17 protein-coding genes are annotated in these 14,494 nt (G+C 58.2%); 10 read left to right on the forward strand and 7 right to left on the reverse strand.

What is annotated here, in order from left to right; translation table 11 throughout:
- Positions 1-112: 112 nt before the first annotated feature.
- A complete protein-coding gene (locus ACR0LH_RS09240; protein WP_170411469.1) occupies positions 113-787 on the reverse strand; it encodes a DUF2161 family putative PD-(D/E)XK-type phosphodiesterase in 675 nt (224 codons plus the stop codon).
- A 136-nt stretch (positions 788-923) separates the two neighbouring features.
- Here ACR0LH_RS09240 and ACR0LH_RS09245 point away from each other — a divergent pair, with 136 nt between their 5' ends.
- The 8 genes from ACR0LH_RS09245 (at position 924) to ACR0LH_RS09280 (ending at position 8,142) form a co-directional block, all read left to right on the forward strand.
- Positions 924-1,904, forward strand: a complete 981-nt coding sequence (locus tag ACR0LH_RS09245) for a TraB/GumN family protein (RefSeq protein ID WP_480720638.1) — start codon at positions 924-926, stop codon at positions 1,902-1,904.
- Between the two features lie 100 nt (positions 1,905-2,004).
- Positions 2,005-2,925, forward strand: coding sequence for a manganese-dependent inorganic pyrophosphatase (locus tag ACR0LH_RS09250; RefSeq protein ID WP_480720639.1), 921 nt, complete (start codon positions 2,005-2,007; stop codon positions 2,923-2,925).
- A gap of 131 nt (positions 2,926-3,056) precedes the next feature.
- Positions 3,057-4,133 carry a DUF389 domain-containing protein gene (locus tag ACR0LH_RS09255; RefSeq protein WP_170484196.1) on the forward strand — a complete coding sequence of 359 codons (1,077 nt, stop codon included), beginning with the start codon at positions 3,057-3,059 and terminating at the stop codon, positions 4,131-4,133.
- A 105-nt stretch (positions 4,134-4,238) separates the two neighbouring features.
- On the forward strand, positions 4,239-5,114 hold the full coding sequence (locus ACR0LH_RS09260) for a TIGR01459 family HAD-type hydrolase (RefSeq protein WP_480720641.1): 876 nt from the start codon (positions 4,239-4,241) through the stop codon (positions 5,112-5,114).
- Positions 5,115-5,214: 100 nt separating this feature from the next.
- Entirely contained in the window at positions 5,215-5,658 is a 444-nt protein-coding gene (locus tag ACR0LH_RS09265) for a MaoC family dehydratase (protein WP_170384816.1), read from the forward strand.
- A 47-nt stretch (positions 5,659-5,705) separates the two neighbouring features.
- Positions 5,706-6,638, forward strand: coding sequence for a bifunctional riboflavin kinase/FAD synthetase (locus ACR0LH_RS09270; RefSeq protein WP_480720642.1), 933 nt, complete (start codon positions 5,706-5,708; stop codon positions 6,636-6,638).
- Positions 6,635-7,108: a YcgN family cysteine cluster protein gene (locus ACR0LH_RS09275; protein WP_170384822.1), complete on the forward strand. Its 474-nt coding sequence runs from the start codon at positions 6,635-6,637 to the stop codon at positions 7,106-7,108. The genes ACR0LH_RS09270 and ACR0LH_RS09275 overlap by 4 nt, the downstream gene beginning before the upstream one ends.
- On the forward strand, positions 7,108-8,142 hold the full coding sequence (locus ACR0LH_RS09280) for a threonine aldolase family protein (protein ID WP_480720643.1): 1,035 nt from the start codon (positions 7,108-7,110) through the stop codon (positions 8,140-8,142). The genes ACR0LH_RS09275 and ACR0LH_RS09280 overlap by 1 nt, the downstream gene beginning before the upstream one ends.
- A gap of 22 nt (positions 8,143-8,164) precedes the next feature.
- On the opposite strand, the gene ACR0LH_RS09285 is transcribed toward ACR0LH_RS09280, so the two are convergent.
- Both ACR0LH_RS09285 and ACR0LH_RS09290 read right to left on the reverse strand, forming a co-directional pair.
- Positions 8,165-8,986 (reverse strand): alpha/beta fold hydrolase, encoded by an 822-nt coding sequence (locus tag ACR0LH_RS09285; RefSeq protein ID WP_170793266.1) that lies wholly within the window; start codon positions 8,984-8,986, stop codon positions 8,165-8,167.
- A complete protein-coding gene (locus ACR0LH_RS09290; protein ID WP_170548178.1) occupies positions 8,983-9,585 on the reverse strand; it encodes a 2-hydroxychromene-2-carboxylate isomerase in 603 nt (200 codons plus the stop codon). The genes ACR0LH_RS09285 and ACR0LH_RS09290 overlap by 4 nt, the downstream gene beginning before the upstream one ends.
- Positions 9,586-9,693: 108 nt before the next feature.
- On the opposite strand from ACR0LH_RS09290, the gene ACR0LH_RS09295 reads away from it, so the two are divergent.
- On the forward strand, positions 9,694-10,713 hold the full coding sequence (locus ACR0LH_RS09295; protein WP_170548175.1) for a ribose-phosphate pyrophosphokinase: 1,020 nt from the start codon (positions 9,694-9,696) through the stop codon (positions 10,711-10,713).
- 73 nt (positions 10,714-10,786) lie between these two features.
- On the forward strand, positions 10,787-11,236 hold the full coding sequence (gene rpiB / locus ACR0LH_RS09300; protein WP_170384839.1) for a ribose 5-phosphate isomerase B: 450 nt from the start codon (positions 10,787-10,789) through the stop codon (positions 11,234-11,236).
- A gap of 28 nt (positions 11,237-11,264) precedes the next feature.
- On the opposite strand, the gene ACR0LH_RS09305 is transcribed toward rpiB, so the two are convergent.
- The 4 genes from ACR0LH_RS09305 to ACR0LH_RS09320 all read right to left on the reverse strand — a co-directional run bounded on the left by ACR0LH_RS09305 (position 11,265) and on the right by ACR0LH_RS09320 (position 14,488).
- Positions 11,265-11,615, reverse strand: coding sequence for an H-type lectin domain-containing protein (locus ACR0LH_RS09305; protein WP_480720646.1), 351 nt, complete (start codon positions 11,613-11,615; stop codon positions 11,265-11,267).
- A 128-nt stretch (positions 11,616-11,743) separates the two neighbouring features.
- Positions 11,744-12,154: a F0F1 ATP synthase subunit epsilon gene (locus tag ACR0LH_RS09310; RefSeq protein WP_170384845.1), complete on the reverse strand. Its 411-nt coding sequence runs from the start codon at positions 12,152-12,154 to the stop codon at positions 11,744-11,746.
- A 12-nt stretch (positions 12,155-12,166) separates the two neighbouring features.
- Positions 12,167-13,591 (reverse strand): F0F1 ATP synthase subunit beta, encoded by a 1,425-nt coding sequence (atpD, locus tag ACR0LH_RS09315; protein ID WP_170411511.1) that lies wholly within the window; start codon positions 13,589-13,591, stop codon positions 12,167-12,169.
- An 18-nt stretch (positions 13,592-13,609) separates the two neighbouring features.
- On the reverse strand, positions 13,610-14,488 hold the full coding sequence (locus ACR0LH_RS09320) for a F0F1 ATP synthase subunit gamma (RefSeq protein ID WP_170384851.1): 879 nt from the start codon (positions 14,486-14,488) through the stop codon (positions 13,610-13,612).
- Positions 14,489-14,494: the final 6 nt, after the last annotated feature.

Here is a 14,494-nt window from a genome sequence, read left to right on the forward strand (position 1 = left end):
TCGCCGGATGGCGGGGCGTTAGCACTCAGGGTGTGAGAGTGATAACGACGCATAGCTAGGGAGTTCAAAACCCCGAGTCAACAAGCTGTGATAGTTTTTTTGACGTGGGGTCTTATTCCGGCTGGTCCCAACTGTAGGCCCAATGCTTCAGCCCCTCTTGGCCAGCTTCGGTCAGGCAATAGACGCCCTTCTCTATTTTGTCGAACCAGCCGTAGTGATTGTCCCGCATCAGGCGGGTGGCTTCGGAAACACCGGTGGCCTTGGCAACTTCGGCCCCCTTGGTGGCACCCTGTTCGGCAAGGTGGGCGGCACATCTCAGGGCATCCTGACGGTAGGCCGTGACGATCCCATGCCGCGTGGCACCTCCGGCGTTGGGGTCACCTTCCAACCGGTCAAATTCGCGCAACAACCGAGCAGCCTTGGCCTTATTCTTGCGCGGCGCATAGGGGCCGGGATCGCATTGAACCTCGACAGCGCCATCCGCGCGGACAGTGATCAGGCCCAACCCCAAGCGTCGGCACAGCGCAACATTGTCCTTCAAAGCGCGTCGCGCCGTGCGCCCGGTCGGTTTGCTCACCCCGATATAGACCTGATCGGTCACTTTCAACCGGGTGATGGCCTGATGGAACAACGCCAATGAAAACCGCAGCTTCAACTCGACAATCACCGGTTCTTCATCAGCGCGAACAGCAACGATATCGGCCGCGCCAACCTCGCCCTTGACGGTGTAACCCTGACGCTCCAGCAGCGTTTTGATGGGGGGATAGAGGTCCTGCTCGCGGTTCATCCTTCTATGCTAGGCGTTTTGCTGTGGAATGCCAGACACAGATCGGCCTTGCCCGCCTCCAAGTCGCTTGAACCGACACCTTGAGCAAGGCAAGGTCGCGACACATATCTGTACGTGGTTAAACGGGATGGTCCTGATGCGTTTTCTCTTTGTCTTTCTCTTTTCACTTTTGCCGCTGTCCGCTTATGCGGCTTGTGAAGGGCGGGATTTGCGGTCCGACATGTCGGCCGAGATGCAGGAGGAATTGCAACAGTCCCTGACCGACTTCCCCTTTCCCGAAGGCAACCATTGGACCGCCAAGAAGGGCGACACGGTTCTGCACCTGATCGGCACAGTGCATACCAACGACCCACGCATGGACGCTGTGGTCGAAAGGCTGGCCCCGACCCTCAGCCAAGCCGATGCGTTCTACTTCGAGGTGACCAAAGCCGAGATGGACGCGTTTCAGAATGATCTGGCGCAAGACCTCAGCCCGGTTCTAATCACGTCCGGACCAACTTTGATCGACATGATGTCCGAAGAGGACTGGGCCGCACTGTCCAAGGGCTTGGAGGATCGCGGGATTCCCGGTTGGATGGGTGCGAAAATGCGCCCGTGGTTCCTGAGCATGACCCTAGGCGTCCCTCCCTGCATGATTCAGGATCCTGACGCCAACTACGGCATGGATGCGCGCCTGACAGACCTGGCAAAGGAAAACGGCATCCCGCAGCACTCGCTCGAGCAGATCGACGAGCTGATGGCCATGTTCGACGAATTCCCAATGGAAAAGCAGGTACAATCCCTGGTTCGGATGGCGGATGCCTTTGAAAGCAGCGAAGATCAGCTCACCACCATGCTCAACACGTATTTGGAAGAAAAGCACGGAGAGATCATCCAATTCGCCCGCCTGCAGGGTCTTGAGAGTTCGGGCCTGACGCAAGAGATTTTTGACGAGGAATGGGGCGGCTTCGAGAAGCAGCTTTTGGTCGAGCGCAATAACAACTGGATGCAGCACATTCTGGACATTCAAGATCGGATGGCGGTGATCGCGGTCGGTGCAGGCCACCTTGGGGGCGAACACGGCCTGCTGAAACAGCTGGAGCAAAGCGGATACACTTTGGAAAGGGCCGTTTTCTAAGCAATCTTATACCCATCGTCGCAGTTTACCGGTGGGCAGGTGACAAGCCTGCAGGACCGCCCTATAAGGCGCGCAAAATTACCATCCTCAGGACGCTGACATGACAACCCTCGTATTTGGACATAAATCCCCCGACACCGATTCCACCGGTTCTCCGATCCTGTGGTCGTGGTACCTGAACGAAGTCAAAGGCGAACAGGCCGAGCCCGTACTGCTGGGCGAACCCAACACCGAAGCGGCGTTCATGCTGCAACGCTGGGACCTGCCCAAGCCGCGCATCATTGACGACGTCGAAGCCGACGCGCCGGTTGTCATCGTAGACACCAACAACCCCGCCGAGCTGCCCGCCAGCGTCAACAGCGCCGACATCCGTGCCATCATCGACCACCACAAGCTGGTCGGCGGTCTGGAAACCAAAGGCCCGATCGACATCACCGTTCGCCCGCTGGCCTGCACCGCGACCATCATGGTTGACCTGATGGGCGACGACGCAGCCAAAATGCCCGAGGCCATCAAAGGCGCGGCGCTGACCTGCATCCTGTCGGACACGCTGGAGTTCCGCTCGCCCACCACCACCGCCCATGACCGCGCCGTGGCCGAGAAACTGGCCGCCGAGCTGGGTCTGGACGTCTCGGCCTATGCTGCTGACATGTTCGCGGCGAAATCAGACGTTTCCTCGTTCTCGGATGCGGAACTGATCCGCATGGACAGCAAGGAATACGAGGTCGACGGCACCAAGTTCCGCGTCTCGGTTCTGGAAACCACCGCTCCGGGTGTTGTGCTTGACCGCAAGGGCAGCCTCGCAACTTCAATGGCCGATGTTGCCAAGGAAGACGGCGTGGATCAGGTTCTGCTGTTCGTGGTCGACATCCTGAACGAAGAGGCCACCCTGCTGGTCCCCAACGATCTGGTCAAATCGGTCGCCGAGAAAAGCTTTGGCGCAAGCGTTGATGGCGACGCCGTTGTTCTTCCCGGCATCATGAGCCGCAAGAAGCAGATCATCCCGAACCTCAAAGTCTGATCTGACTTTACTGTTGTTGAAAAGGCGTCCAGCTTGGGCGCCTTTTTTGTTTGCATCTAAAGATTTGCGAGAACCATTTCCGTTGCTACTCTGATCAAAGCAACGGCGGAAACGCGGATCTAACGAAATGCATGAGCATGCTCAACTATAGCACGACCCGGGATATCCTGCGGTTCGAGGGCAAGGACAAAGCCGCATATTGGCGGCGCTTTGCCATGCTGCTGACCCTGTCGGTGGTCATTGCCACGATGGGTATGCTGCGCGATTCCGGTGCCGTGGTTATCGCCGCCATGCTGGTCGCTCCGCTCATGTCTCCGATACTCGGAGTCGCAGCGGCGATGGTCATGGGGTGGCTGAAACGGGCGCTTTCCCTCGCCCTCACGGTTTGCGCAGCAGCTTTTCTGTGTGTCTTTCTGGCGTGGTTTCTCGTCTATATCGCCGATGTTCCACGCGGCATCCTGATCCCTGATCAGGTACTTGCACGAACAGATCCCGGAACCGAAGACCTTATTGTGGCTCTCGCCGCTGGCGTGGCAGCCGCTTATGTGCAGATCAACCGGTCCGAGGCCAGCCTTCTACCCGGAGCGGCCATCGGCGTATCGCTGGTTCCGCCTTTGTCTGCGTCAGGCGTACTATTGTATTTTGGTGAACCCGCCGACGCCTATGAAGCCGGACTGCTCTTTGCGACAAACCTTGGTGCGATCATCCTGTCTGCCTGTTCGGTATATATCGTTTATGCCGCACGTTCCGTTGTCTTTAGCAAAGGCAAGCGCAAGCTGAACTTTACGGCCAGCGTATTCGTGACGCTGGCATTTCTGGCGGCCGTTGTCCTGCAACTGGGAAAGTCCACCTATAATCGCTATCTCGAAACCCGGACCGAGTCGCGGGTCGCGCAGACAATTCGAGATTGGGCTGACCCCGTTTCGGTCGAGATCATCCGCGTGGACGTAAACCCCAAGCGCAAACACGCGGACATATGGCTGATCGTCGATCTTCCCATCGAAGCCGCTTTCAAGGTTTCCTCGATTGCCGGATTGCTTCCTGAAAGCCTTCGCGAACAACCCTTGGTCGACGTTTTGCAAGACGAATTGGGGCCCGGCTATTTGGTCGTGGTTCGGTTTCAAAACAGGATTGGTGCGCAGGTCATACTGGGCACTGAAAACGTCCAGCAGGCACCGGGCGTGGAAGATATTTCCGAAGAAAACTGACGCGCAAAGGCCGCAACCCCTGTTATTTGCATTGTGGGATGGTCAAAACGAACCAGCTTTGCCATAGCTGACGCAACTTCGACCTTTGACCCCGAGGGCACGCACATGACCCAGATCGTCCATTCGCTTTCTGAAATCTCTGACCGCTACAAAGCTCTGTTCGTGGACCTTTGGGGATGCGTTCACAACGGCATCACGGCCTTTCCCGAAGCCGTCGCCGCCCTTCAGGAATATCGTGCCAAAGGCGGAATTGTCGTTTTGGTCACCAACTCTCCCAAACCGCGCGCCGGTGTCGCGGAGCAGCTTGAACAGTTCAATGTTCCCGACAACGCCTACGACACGATCGCGACCAGCGGAGATTCAGCCCGGTCAGCCATGTTCCGCGGGGTCGTCGGCCAAAAGGTCTATTTCATGGGCGAATGGGAGCGCGACACGGGATTCTTTGAACCGCTGAAGCTGCTGGATCACCCCATTCACATCGAACGCGTACCACTGGCCGAGGCCGAGGGCATCGTATGCTGCGGCCCGTTCGATCCCATGGCAGATCCAGCGGTGAACCGGGCGGATTTCCTATTCGCCAAGCAAAAGGGCATGAAACTGCTCTGCGCCAACCCGGACATCGTCGTTGATCGGGGCGAGGTTCGCGAGTGGTGCGCGGGCGCGTTGGCGAAACTATACACCCAGATGGGCGGAGAAAGCCTCTATTTCGGCAAACCGCACCCTCCGATCTACGATCTGGCGCGTCGTCGGCTGCAAGAATTGGATCAGGATATCCCCGATGGCGATATTTTGGTGATCGGCGACGGGCCTCATACCGACATTCTGGGCGGCATGGGTGAGGGAATTGATTCTCTGTTCATCTCAGGCGGACTGGCAGCGGCCGAAACAAAAACGTCGCATCATCCGCACCACGAATCCCTAACCGCTTATATTGCAAGGGAAAATATAAATCCCACCTATACGATCGGACGTTTGCGCTGAGCAGAAAAGGCTTGATTTTCTGCGCTTGCGAAGTAATAAAGTTGCCAAACACGGGCATCTAAAGTTTTTTTGTTGCCCATAGGCTTTGAGTGAGGGCGACATGTTGGACAATCTTCCGCGCGGCACGATCTGCATTGAAGACATCGAAATGGGCATGACCCGCCACCTGCGCAAAGTGGTGACGGACGAAGATATCGAGATGTTTGCTCAGGTTTCAACCGACCGGAATCCAGTTCATCTGGACGATGACTACGCCCGCGACACGATCTTTCAAGGACGCATTGCGCATGGGATGCTGACGGCTGGGTTGATCTCAGCCGTGATCGGCGAGCAACTGCCCGGCCACGGTACGGTTTACATGGGCCAATCCTTGAAATTCCTGGCTCCGGTGCGCCCCGGTGACATGGTCTATGCCGAGGTCAAGGTGATCGACATCGACTTTGCCAAGCGCCGGGTCAAGTTGGATTGCCACTGCGCGGTTGATGGTAAAAAGGTGTTGGTGGGCGAAGCCATGGTGCTGGCCCCATCGCGCAAGTTCGACTGATGCTTCAAGCCCTTGAACAAGGGCGGCAGTCCCGTTAGGCAAGCGCTATGCGCACCATTCGGGATTTCCAATATATCGAGCCTCGGGATCGAGGCGCCAGCGTCGCGATCGGGAACTTTGACGGGGTTCACATCGGCCATCGGTCGGTCATTGAACTGGCACGCAAGGCCGCCCCCGACGCCCCGCTGGGCGTAATGACGTTCGAGCCGCATCCGCGTGAGTATTTTGCTCCGGCGGCCCCGCCTTTTCGCTTGATGCGCGGCAATGCACGCGCGCACCGGCTCGAGAAACTGGGCGTCCAGAAGTTGTACGAACTGCCATTCAATGCAGCTCTTGCTGGTTTGACCCCCGAAGAATTCGCCCGCAATGTGATCTGCGACGGGCTCGGCCTGTCCCATGTTGTTGTCGGAGCGGATTTCTGTTTCGGCAAAGGGCGAAGTGGCTCCGCCGAGGACATGATCCGCTTTGGGCGCGAGATGGGTTTTGGCGTCACCATCGCCCCATTGATGGAGCGATCTGAAAACATCGTGTCCTCCACCGCGATCCGCACTGCACTGACCGATGGTCGCCCGCGCGATGCGGCCGCCATGCTGGGCCATTGGCACCGGATCGAAGGCGAAGTCATTGGCGGCGAACAGCGGGGGCGCGAGCTGGGCTTTCCCACCGCAAACATGTCGATCGAGGGGCTGCACCCGCCAAAGTTTGGCGTCTACGCGGTGCTGGTCGATGTGCTCGACGGTCCGCATAAAGGCAGCTATCACGGCGCGGCTTCGGTTGGGACGCGACCAATGTTTCAGGGCGAAGTTCCCAATATTGAAACTTTCCTTCTCGATTTCTCTGGCGATCTGTACGGCGCGACCCTGTCGGTCGGGCTGGTCGAATATCTCCGCCCAGAGATGACCTTTGACGGGCTGGATGGGCTAATCTCACAGATGAACTCTGATTGCGAAAAGGCCCGCACCCTGCTGGCGGCGTTATGACGACCGATCCGATTGACCGCGATGGCCTGGCCCCCCGATTTTGGGAACGTAAACCGCTGACCAAAATGAACCAGCGCGAATGGGAAGCGCTGTGCGACGGGTGCGGCAAGTGCTGTCTGAACAAGCTGGAAGACGAAGACTCGGGCGAGGTTGCCCTGACTTGTGTCGCCTGCCGCCTTTTAGACGACGAAACCTGCCGCTGCACTCAATACGATATCCGCCACCAGTTCGTGCCGGAATGTATCGTTATGACGCCGGACAATATCGACAGCCACGCCTATTGGCTGCCCCAGACCTGCGCCTATCGGTTGCTGTGGGAAGGGAAACCACTTTACGACTGGCACCCTTTGATATCTGGTACGCCCGATAGCGTGCATGCTGCCGGAATATCCGTGCAGGGCCGCACGGTGTCCGAGTTTGAAACCCCCATGGAAGAGTGGGAAGACTATATCATCGAGGAGCCTAGCTGATGTATTTCGCCTCTGACAATTCCGGGCCGGTTCACCCGCAGGTCATGGCAGCCTTGAACGCGGCCAATGAAGGGTATCAGATGGCCTACGGCGCCGACTCGTTGATGAACGAGGTACGGGATCGGATTCGCGGGGTCTTTGAAGCTCCGGGTGCGGCGGTGTATCTGGTGGCCACAGGGACGGCGGCGAATTCGCTGGCTTTGGCGACCCTCGCGCAACCGTGGGAAACAGTGTTTTGCTCAGCCGTCGCCCATATCCACGAAGATGAATGCAACGCGCCCGAGTTCTACAGCGGAGCCAAGCTGACGCTGGTGCCGGGCAGCGACAAGATGAACCCCGAGGCGCTTCGCGGTGCGATTCTGGCCGAAGAAACGCGCGGCGTGCATGGCCCTCAGCGCGGTCCGGTCTCGATCACTCAGGTGACCGAACGTGGGTCCGTGTATTCGTTGAGCGAGTTGCAGGCGCTGTGCGGTGTGGCCAAGGAATACGGCCTGCCCGTTCACCTTGACGGTGCGCGCTTCACCAACGCTCTGGTTGCGCTGAACTGTTCCCCTGCCGAGATGACGTGGAAATCGGGCGTGGATGTGGTCAGCTTTGGCGGCACCAAAAACGGCCTGATGGGTGTTGAAGCCGTTGTTTTCTTTGACGAGACGAAGGCTTGGGAATTTGAGCTGCGGCGCAAACGCGGGGCGCACCTGTTCTCCAAGCACCGCTATCTGTCGGCGCAAATGGCGGCATACCTGCAAAACGACCTGTGGCTGACTATGGCGCGTCAGGCCAACGCCAACTGCGCTCGGCTTGCGGACGGGCTGCGCGCGAAAGGAGCCTCGTTCCTGCATGAGCCACAAGCCAACATGATCTTTGCCGAGTTCTCGCGGGCGCGCCACAAGCAGTTGCACCAAGCTGGCGCGGTCTATCACCTATGGGGCGCGGAACTTGAAGGCGCAGACGAGGAAGAACCCCTCGCCTGCAGGCTTGTTTGCGACTGGTCGATCAGTACAGATGACATCGACCGTTTTCTGGCCTTGCTATAGGCCGCTGACAAAGCGGCCAATCTTATGCAGGTGTCTCAGCAGTGTCCCAGAACCGTTGCACAAGCTGCGCTGTGGCCTTTGGATGAGAAATCGGCAGCATGTGCCCCGCCCCTTCGACGACATCGAAGGACGCGTTGGGCAGACGGCGCTGCAACCCCTGACCAATCACAGGCATGACGGGGTTCGTTTTTGAACCGCTCAGAACCAAGATGGGCATGGTTGCGCGGTCCAGAACACCGGGTTTCAAAAAGCCCTTTTGGTCATTAAACACCGCTTCTTTCACGGCCGGCACGACAGGCACACCGCGTATCATCGCAGTGCGGGTTTTCTCCTGCATTTCTGTCCACCGCGGACTGATATCCGTGCTCCACATTCTGTTGAACAACCGAGCCGCCAGTTGCATATCCCCAGCGGCCAAGGCATCGGCATAGGGCTGTGCCTCTTGATCATGGCGGGCAAGGATGTCGGGCGCATCCTGCGCGGCCACGGCAAAGAAAACCGGTTCTATCAACACGGCGCTGCGGACGCGGTCCGGGTATTCCAGCGCAAGGCGCAACGCGACCATTGCGCCGAAAGAATGGCCAATCACGTCCATCGGCTCGGTCAACAAATTGGCCGAAAACCCGGTCGTAAGATCAAAGAAATCCCCCTGCCCGTCCCAATCCGGGCTGCGTCCATGCGAAAGCATATCCGGCGCTATCAAAGTAGCCTGGTCATCCAGTGCAGAGGTCAAACCGGCCCAAACACCGGAATGCGCGATAGTGCAATGCAGGGCGAGCACCTTGCGTGCACCCTGCCCAAGCGTTCTGACAAAAACCGGTGACGAGGTCATTCCGTCCTTCATCCTTTCATCTCCGCCAGATGCCGATCCAGATCATCCAGTCTATCCTGCCCCCAGAATCGCTGATCGTCTTCGGTAATATAAAAAGGGGCGCCAAACACGCCGCGATCAACGGCTTCTTCCAGGTTGGAGGCATAGGTTTCGGCACCAACCAGCAACCCGCTATCAGCCAGGCTTGGGTCATAGCCCGCCTTGGACAGACAATCCCGGATGACATCGTCCTGCGCGATGTCTTTCTCCTCAGCCCAGCACGCGCGAACGAAGGAATGAACCAGCTTTCCAATATCCCCCGATCCGTCCTTTAGCGCAGCAATTACGGCATAGGACGACGGTGCGGCATTTGTCGGCCAATGTGCCGGTTGCAGATTGAACTCCATACCCAACTTTTTCGCCTGTCTTTGCAGCTCTTGCGCCCGGTACTCAATGCGCGAGATATGCCGGTCCTTGGGCGGCGTTCCCCCCGTGCGACCGAACAGGGCGATGATATCCAGCGGTTTATAGTTGATCGTGGCCCCGTGTTTGGCCGCTATCTCCTCCAGTCGAGTACCCGCCAGGTAAGTGTAGGGCGAGAGTGTCGCAAAATAGTAGTCAATGGTGGCCATGTGCACTTTCTCCGCTGCGTAATCTTTGCGAGACGGTAAGGCCATGATAAGCGGTGTCAACATCACGAATCTGTCACATTGCCATTGCTGCCCGGGGAAAAACAGCCGATGCCGACACTCAACGAACCCAAGCTCATCGCTGGGAACGCCAACCTTCCTCTTGCCGAAACCATCGCGCGTCGAATGAGCCTGTATCGCGGAGTCGATCAGGGATTGGTCGATGCTCGCGTCGAGCGGTTCAATGACGGCGAGATTTTCGTCGAAGTTTTCGAGAATGTGCGGGGCGAGGACATGTTCATCGTTCAGCCGACCTCGAACCCTGCAAACGACAACCTGATGGAGCTGCTGATTATCGCCGACGCGCTGCGCCGTTCGTCCGCGCAGCGGATCACGGCTGTGATCCCCTATTTCGGTTACGCCCGTCAGGACCGCCGCACCAAGGCCCGCACGCCGATTTCCGCCAAGCTGGTCGCCAATATGCTGACCGGCGCAGGGATCGAGCGGGTTCTGACCATGGACCTGCACGCAGCCCAGATTCAGGGGTTCTTTGATATTCCGGTGGACAACCTCTATGCCTCGCCGATCTTTGCGCTGGATGTAAAAAACCAGTTCAAGGACAATATGGACGAGATCATGGTGGTTTCACCCGACGTGGGCGGCGTAGCCCGCGCACGAGAGCTGGCCAAGCGTATCAATGCCCCTCTGTCGATCGTGGACAAGCGCCGCGAGAAAGCAGGTGAAGTTGCTGAGATGACCGTGATCGGCGACGTAAAAGACAAGATTTGCCTGATCGTGGATGACATGTGCGACACGGCCGGCACATTGTGCAAGGCGGCGCAGGTGCTGCTGGATAACGGCGCGAAAGAGGTTCATTCCTACATCACCCACGGCGTCATGAGCGGCCCGGCGGTCGAGCGTGTGACCAACTCGGTGATGAAATCTCTGGTGCTGACGGACACGATCCAACCCACCAAAGAAGTCGCCAAGGCCAAGAACATCCGCATCGTGCCAACCGCGCCGATCTTTACGCAGGCGATCCTGAATATCTGGAATGGCACCAGCGTGTCGTCCTTGTTCGAGGACAAGACCCTGACCCCGATTTACGAGTCCATGTACCAGACGGATTAAAGCAGTAGGGCGAACACTTCCAATTGCCCTACCCTGACCGCGCTATCTTCCACGGCTTTCTAGGGGAAACCCAATGACCACCACCAAACGGATCGTACTTTCCAGCGACCACGCAGCCATTGACCTACGCAATGCAGTCGCAAAGCATATCGCAGCCAAAGGCTGGGAAGTTGTCGATATCGGACCGACAACACCCGAGAGCACGCACTACCCGATTCACGGAAAGGCAGCGGCGCAAGCCGTTGCTTCGGGTGACTGCCAATTGGGGATCATCCTGTGCGGCACGGGACAGGGCATCATGATGGCAGCCAACAAGGTTCCCGGAATACGCTGCGGGGTCTGCGCTGACGCATTCTCGGCGCGTATGATCCGCCAGCACAATAATGCCAACATGCTTTCGATTGGCGCACGCGTCGTCGGAGAAGGTCAGGCATTGGATATTGTCGATGCTTTCCTGACAGCCGAGTTTGAAGGCGGTCGCCATGCCACGCGTGTCGATATGATCGAAGCGCAAGACGGCTAAAAAACCTACCTAAACAATGTGATGTGGCTCAGGAGATGTCCCAATCATCCTCATGAGCCACTTCACCTATCGCGGTCCACTTCACTCGAATCCGTGCAATGCGGGTGTCTGACCAAGTGCGGAAGACCGCGCAAAAGCCTGTCTCCGTTACGTCTTCTGCCACCACCTCTGCGCGCAGTGCCGAAGACGTATCCACATCCCATAGCGAAATACTGATCTGGATCACCGGTGCGGACCGAAACGGCTGACTGAACGTAACAGCCGAGCGCCTTTCCCGTGCGCCCTCACCTGTCCACATTTCTCCGCCGTTCGAGAAATCAGAAAACAAGACGGTTTCGCCTTGATCGATACCAATGGGATGAGTTTGAAAAACCTTCATTTATGTCTTCGGTTATTTCTACTTTGCCAACTATTACGGCAGCTTATTCCGCGGCCTTGGCAAAATCACGACAAAAAAACGGCCCCGCACTGGCGGAGCCGTTTTGATTTCTGGGTATGATGTGAACCTTACAGGCTCATATGCGTCCCAAGCGCTTCCATGTCGGCCAGCAGCTTGGCTGCATCGTCAACGATGGTCTGATCGTCACCCGCTTTCGCGGCTTCATGCGAGGCGCGCGCCTCGGCGATCAGGTCGTCCAGATGCGACCGGGTCACTTCGGCAACCGGAATGGCCTTTTCAGCCAGAACCGACATGCTGTCGCCGTTGATCTGGGCAAAACCGCCGGTGACCAGGTATTCGCTGGCTCCTTGGGGTGCCTCAACCTTCAGCAGACCGGGGCGCAGCGTGGTGATGGTGGGGGCATGATCGGGCATCGCCGTCATGTCCCCGTCCGCGCCGGGAATCTGGACCGCGGTGGCCTCAAGCGAAGCAAGGCTCCGCTCGGGGCTGACGAGGTCGAATTGCATCGTGTTTGCCATCAGGGATACTCCTTAGGCGGCTTCTGCGGCCATCTTTTCCGCTTTAGCGATCACTTCTTCGATGCCGCCAACCATCAGGAAGGCTGCTTCGGGCAGGTGATCGTATTCGCCAGCGACAACCGCTTTGAACGACGCGATGGTCACGTCCAGAGGAACCTGAACGCCCGGCGAACCGGTGAAGACTTCGGCAACGTCGAACGGCTGCGACAGGAAGCGTTCGATCTTACGGGCACGGGCCACGGTCAGTTTGTCTTCTTCCGACAGTTCGTCCATGCCGAGGATGGCGATGATGTCCTGCAGCGACTTGTAGCGCTGGAGGATCTGCTGAACGTCGGTCGCAACGCCGTAGTGCTCCTCACCCACAATCGCGGGGTCCAGCAGACGCGAGGACGAGTCGAGCGGGTCAACAGCCGGGTAGATACCCTTTTCCGAGATCGCACGGTTCAGAACGGTGGTCGCATCCAAGTGAGCGAACGAGGTCGCCGGCGCGGGGTCGGTCAGGTCGTCCGCAGGCACGTAGATCGCCTGCACCGAGGTGATCGAGCCCGACTTGGTCGAGGTGATCCGCTCCTGCAGCGCGCCCATGTCAGTGGCCAGTGTCGGCTGGTAGCCCACAGCAGAAGGAATACGACCCAGCAGAGCCGAAACCTCGGAACCCGCCTGTGTAAAGCGGAAGATGTTGTCGACGAAGAACAGAACGTCGGTACCGGACTGGTCGCGGAACTGTTCGGCCAGGGTCAGACCGGTCAGAGCAACACGCGCACGCGCTCCGGGAGGTTCGTTCATCTGACCGTAAACCAGCGCAACCTGCGATTCCGACAGGTTGTCGGGCTTAATCACGTTCGATTCGATCATCTCGTGGTACAGATCGTTGCCTTCACGGGTCCGTTCACCAACACCCGCGAACACGGAAAAGCCCGAGTGCACTTTTGCGATGTTGTTGATCAGTTCCATGATCAGAACGGTTTTACCAACGCCGGCACCACCGAACAGGCCGATCTTACCGCCTTTGGCATAAGGGGCCAGCAGGTCCACAACCTTAATGCCGGTCACCAGGATTTCCGACTCGGTCGACTGTTCCGCGAACTCGGGTGCGGGCTGGTGGATTGCGCGGGTTTCCGACGCAACAACCTCGCCTTTTTCGTCGATCGGCTCGCCGACCACGTTCAGGATGCGGCCCAGGGTGGCGTTGCCAACCGGAACCGAGATCGGTGCGCCGGTGTCGGTTACGACCTCACCACGGACCAGACCTTCGGTCGCGTCCATCGCGATGGTACGGACGGTGTTTTCACCCAAGTGCTGAGCAACTTCCAACACCAGGCGCTTGCCGTTGTTGGTGGTTTCCAGCGCGTTCAGAATTTCAGGCAGTGCGTCATCGAACTGCACGTCAACGACGGCCCCGATGATCTGTGTGACTTTGCCTTTTGCATTCGCCATGTTTCGTCTCCGGTTTTCTTACAGCGCTTCGGCGCCGGAAATAATTTCAATCAGCTCGTTGGTGATCACGGCCTGACGCGAGCGGTTGAACTGGATCGTCAGCTTGTCGATCATCTCACCCGCGTTACGTGTCGCGTTGTCCATCGCGGACATCCGTGCACCCTGTTCAGACGCTCCGTTCTCGAGCAGAGCCGAGAAGATCGCGGTCGCAACCCCCTTGGGCAGCAAGTCGGCCAAGATGGCCTCTTCGCTGGGCTCGTAATCGAAAATGGCACCGCTGTCGTCACCCGCCGCTTCGTCCTCGAACGAGGCGGGAATAACTTGCTGGGCCGTCGGGATCTGGGTCACGACGTTGACGAACTTCGAGTAGAAGATCGTGGCAACATCGAACTCACCCCCGTCAAAGCGAGACAGGATGTCCTTCGCAATGTCCTGCGCGTTGGTGTAACCAATGCGTTTGACTTCGCTCAGGTCGATATGTCCAACGAACAGATCGCCAAAATCACGCTTGAGCGCGTCGCGGCCTTTCTTGCCGACGGTCAGAACCTTGACCGTCTTGCCTTTGCCGCGCAGCTCTTCCGCCTTTTGGCGGGCGAGCTTGGCAATGTTCGAGTTGAAGCCACCGCAAAGGCCGCGTTCAGCTGTCATCACAACCAGCAGATGCACATCATCACTGCCCGTACCACGGAGCAGCTTGGGGGCGCTGTCGCTGCCCCCGACCGAAGCCGCCAGCCCCGCCATCACGGCATTAAACCGCTCGGCATAGGGGCGCGAGGCTTCGGCAGATTCCTGGGCGCGGCGCAGTTTTGCGGCCGCGACCATCTGCATGGCCTTGGTGATCTTGCGGGTCGATTTGACCGACTCGATCCTGTTTTTAAGGTCCTTCAGACTAGGCATCGGAAC

Source organism: Ruegeria sp. CL6 (assembly GCF_056536465.1).

Excerpts from the sequence above, each read along its gene's own strand:
- ACR0LH_RS09265 (WP_170384816.1), top strand. The coding sequence starts at position 5,215 with ATGTTGGACAATCTTCCGCGCGGCACGATCTGCATTGAAGACATCGAA.
- ACR0LH_RS09245 (WP_480720638.1), top strand. The coding sequence starts at position 924 with ATGCGTTTTCTCTTTGTCTTTCTCTTTTCACTTTTGCCGCTGTCCGCT.
- ACR0LH_RS09275 (WP_170384822.1), top strand. The coding sequence starts at position 6,635 with ATGACGACCGATCCGATTGACCGCGATGGCCTGGCCCCCCGATTTTGG.
- ACR0LH_RS09270 (WP_480720642.1), top strand. The coding sequence starts at position 5,706 with ATGCGCACCATTCGGGATTTCCAATATATCGAGCCTCGGGATCGAGGC.
- ACR0LH_RS09260 (WP_480720641.1), top strand. The coding sequence starts at position 4,239 with ATGACCCAGATCGTCCATTCGCTTTCTGAAATCTCTGACCGCTACAAA.
- ACR0LH_RS09255 (WP_170484196.1), top strand. The coding sequence starts at position 3,057 with ATGAGCATGCTCAACTATAGCACGACCCGGGATATCCTGCGGTTCGAG.
- ACR0LH_RS09305 (WP_480720646.1), bottom strand. The coding sequence starts at position 11,615 with ATGAAGGTTTTTCAAACTCATCCCATTGGTATCGATCAAGGCGAAACC.
- ACR0LH_RS09250 (WP_480720639.1), top strand. The coding sequence starts at position 2,005 with ATGACAACCCTCGTATTTGGACATAAATCCCCCGACACCGATTCCACC.
- ACR0LH_RS09290 (WP_170548178.1), bottom strand. The coding sequence starts at position 9,585 with ATGGCCACCATTGACTACTATTTTGCGACACTCTCGCCCTACACTTAC.
- ACR0LH_RS09295 (WP_170548175.1), top strand. The coding sequence starts at position 9,694 with ATGCCGACACTCAACGAACCCAAGCTCATCGCTGGGAACGCCAACCTT.
- ACR0LH_RS09280 (WP_480720643.1), top strand. The coding sequence starts at position 7,108 with ATGTATTTCGCCTCTGACAATTCCGGGCCGGTTCACCCGCAGGTCATG.
- ACR0LH_RS09240 (WP_170411469.1), bottom strand. The coding sequence starts at position 787 with ATGAACCGCGAGCAGGACCTCTATCCCCCCATCAAAACGCTGCTGGAG.
- rpiB (WP_170384839.1), top strand. The coding sequence starts at position 10,787 with ATGACCACCACCAAACGGATCGTACTTTCCAGCGACCACGCAGCCATT.
- atpD (WP_170411511.1), bottom strand. The coding sequence starts at position 13,591 with ATGGCGAATGCAAAAGGCAAAGTCACACAGATCATCGGGGCCGTCGTT.
- ACR0LH_RS09285 (WP_170793266.1), bottom strand. The coding sequence starts at position 8,986 with ATGAAGGACGGAATGACCTCGTCACCGGTTTTTGTCAGAACGCTTGGG.
- ACR0LH_RS09310 (WP_170384845.1), bottom strand. The coding sequence starts at position 12,154 with ATGGCAAACACGATGCAATTCGACCTCGTCAGCCCCGAGCGGAGCCTT.
- ACR0LH_RS09320 (WP_170384851.1), bottom strand. The coding sequence starts at position 14,488 with ATGCCTAGTCTGAAGGACCTTAAAAACAGGATCGAGTCGGTCAAATCG.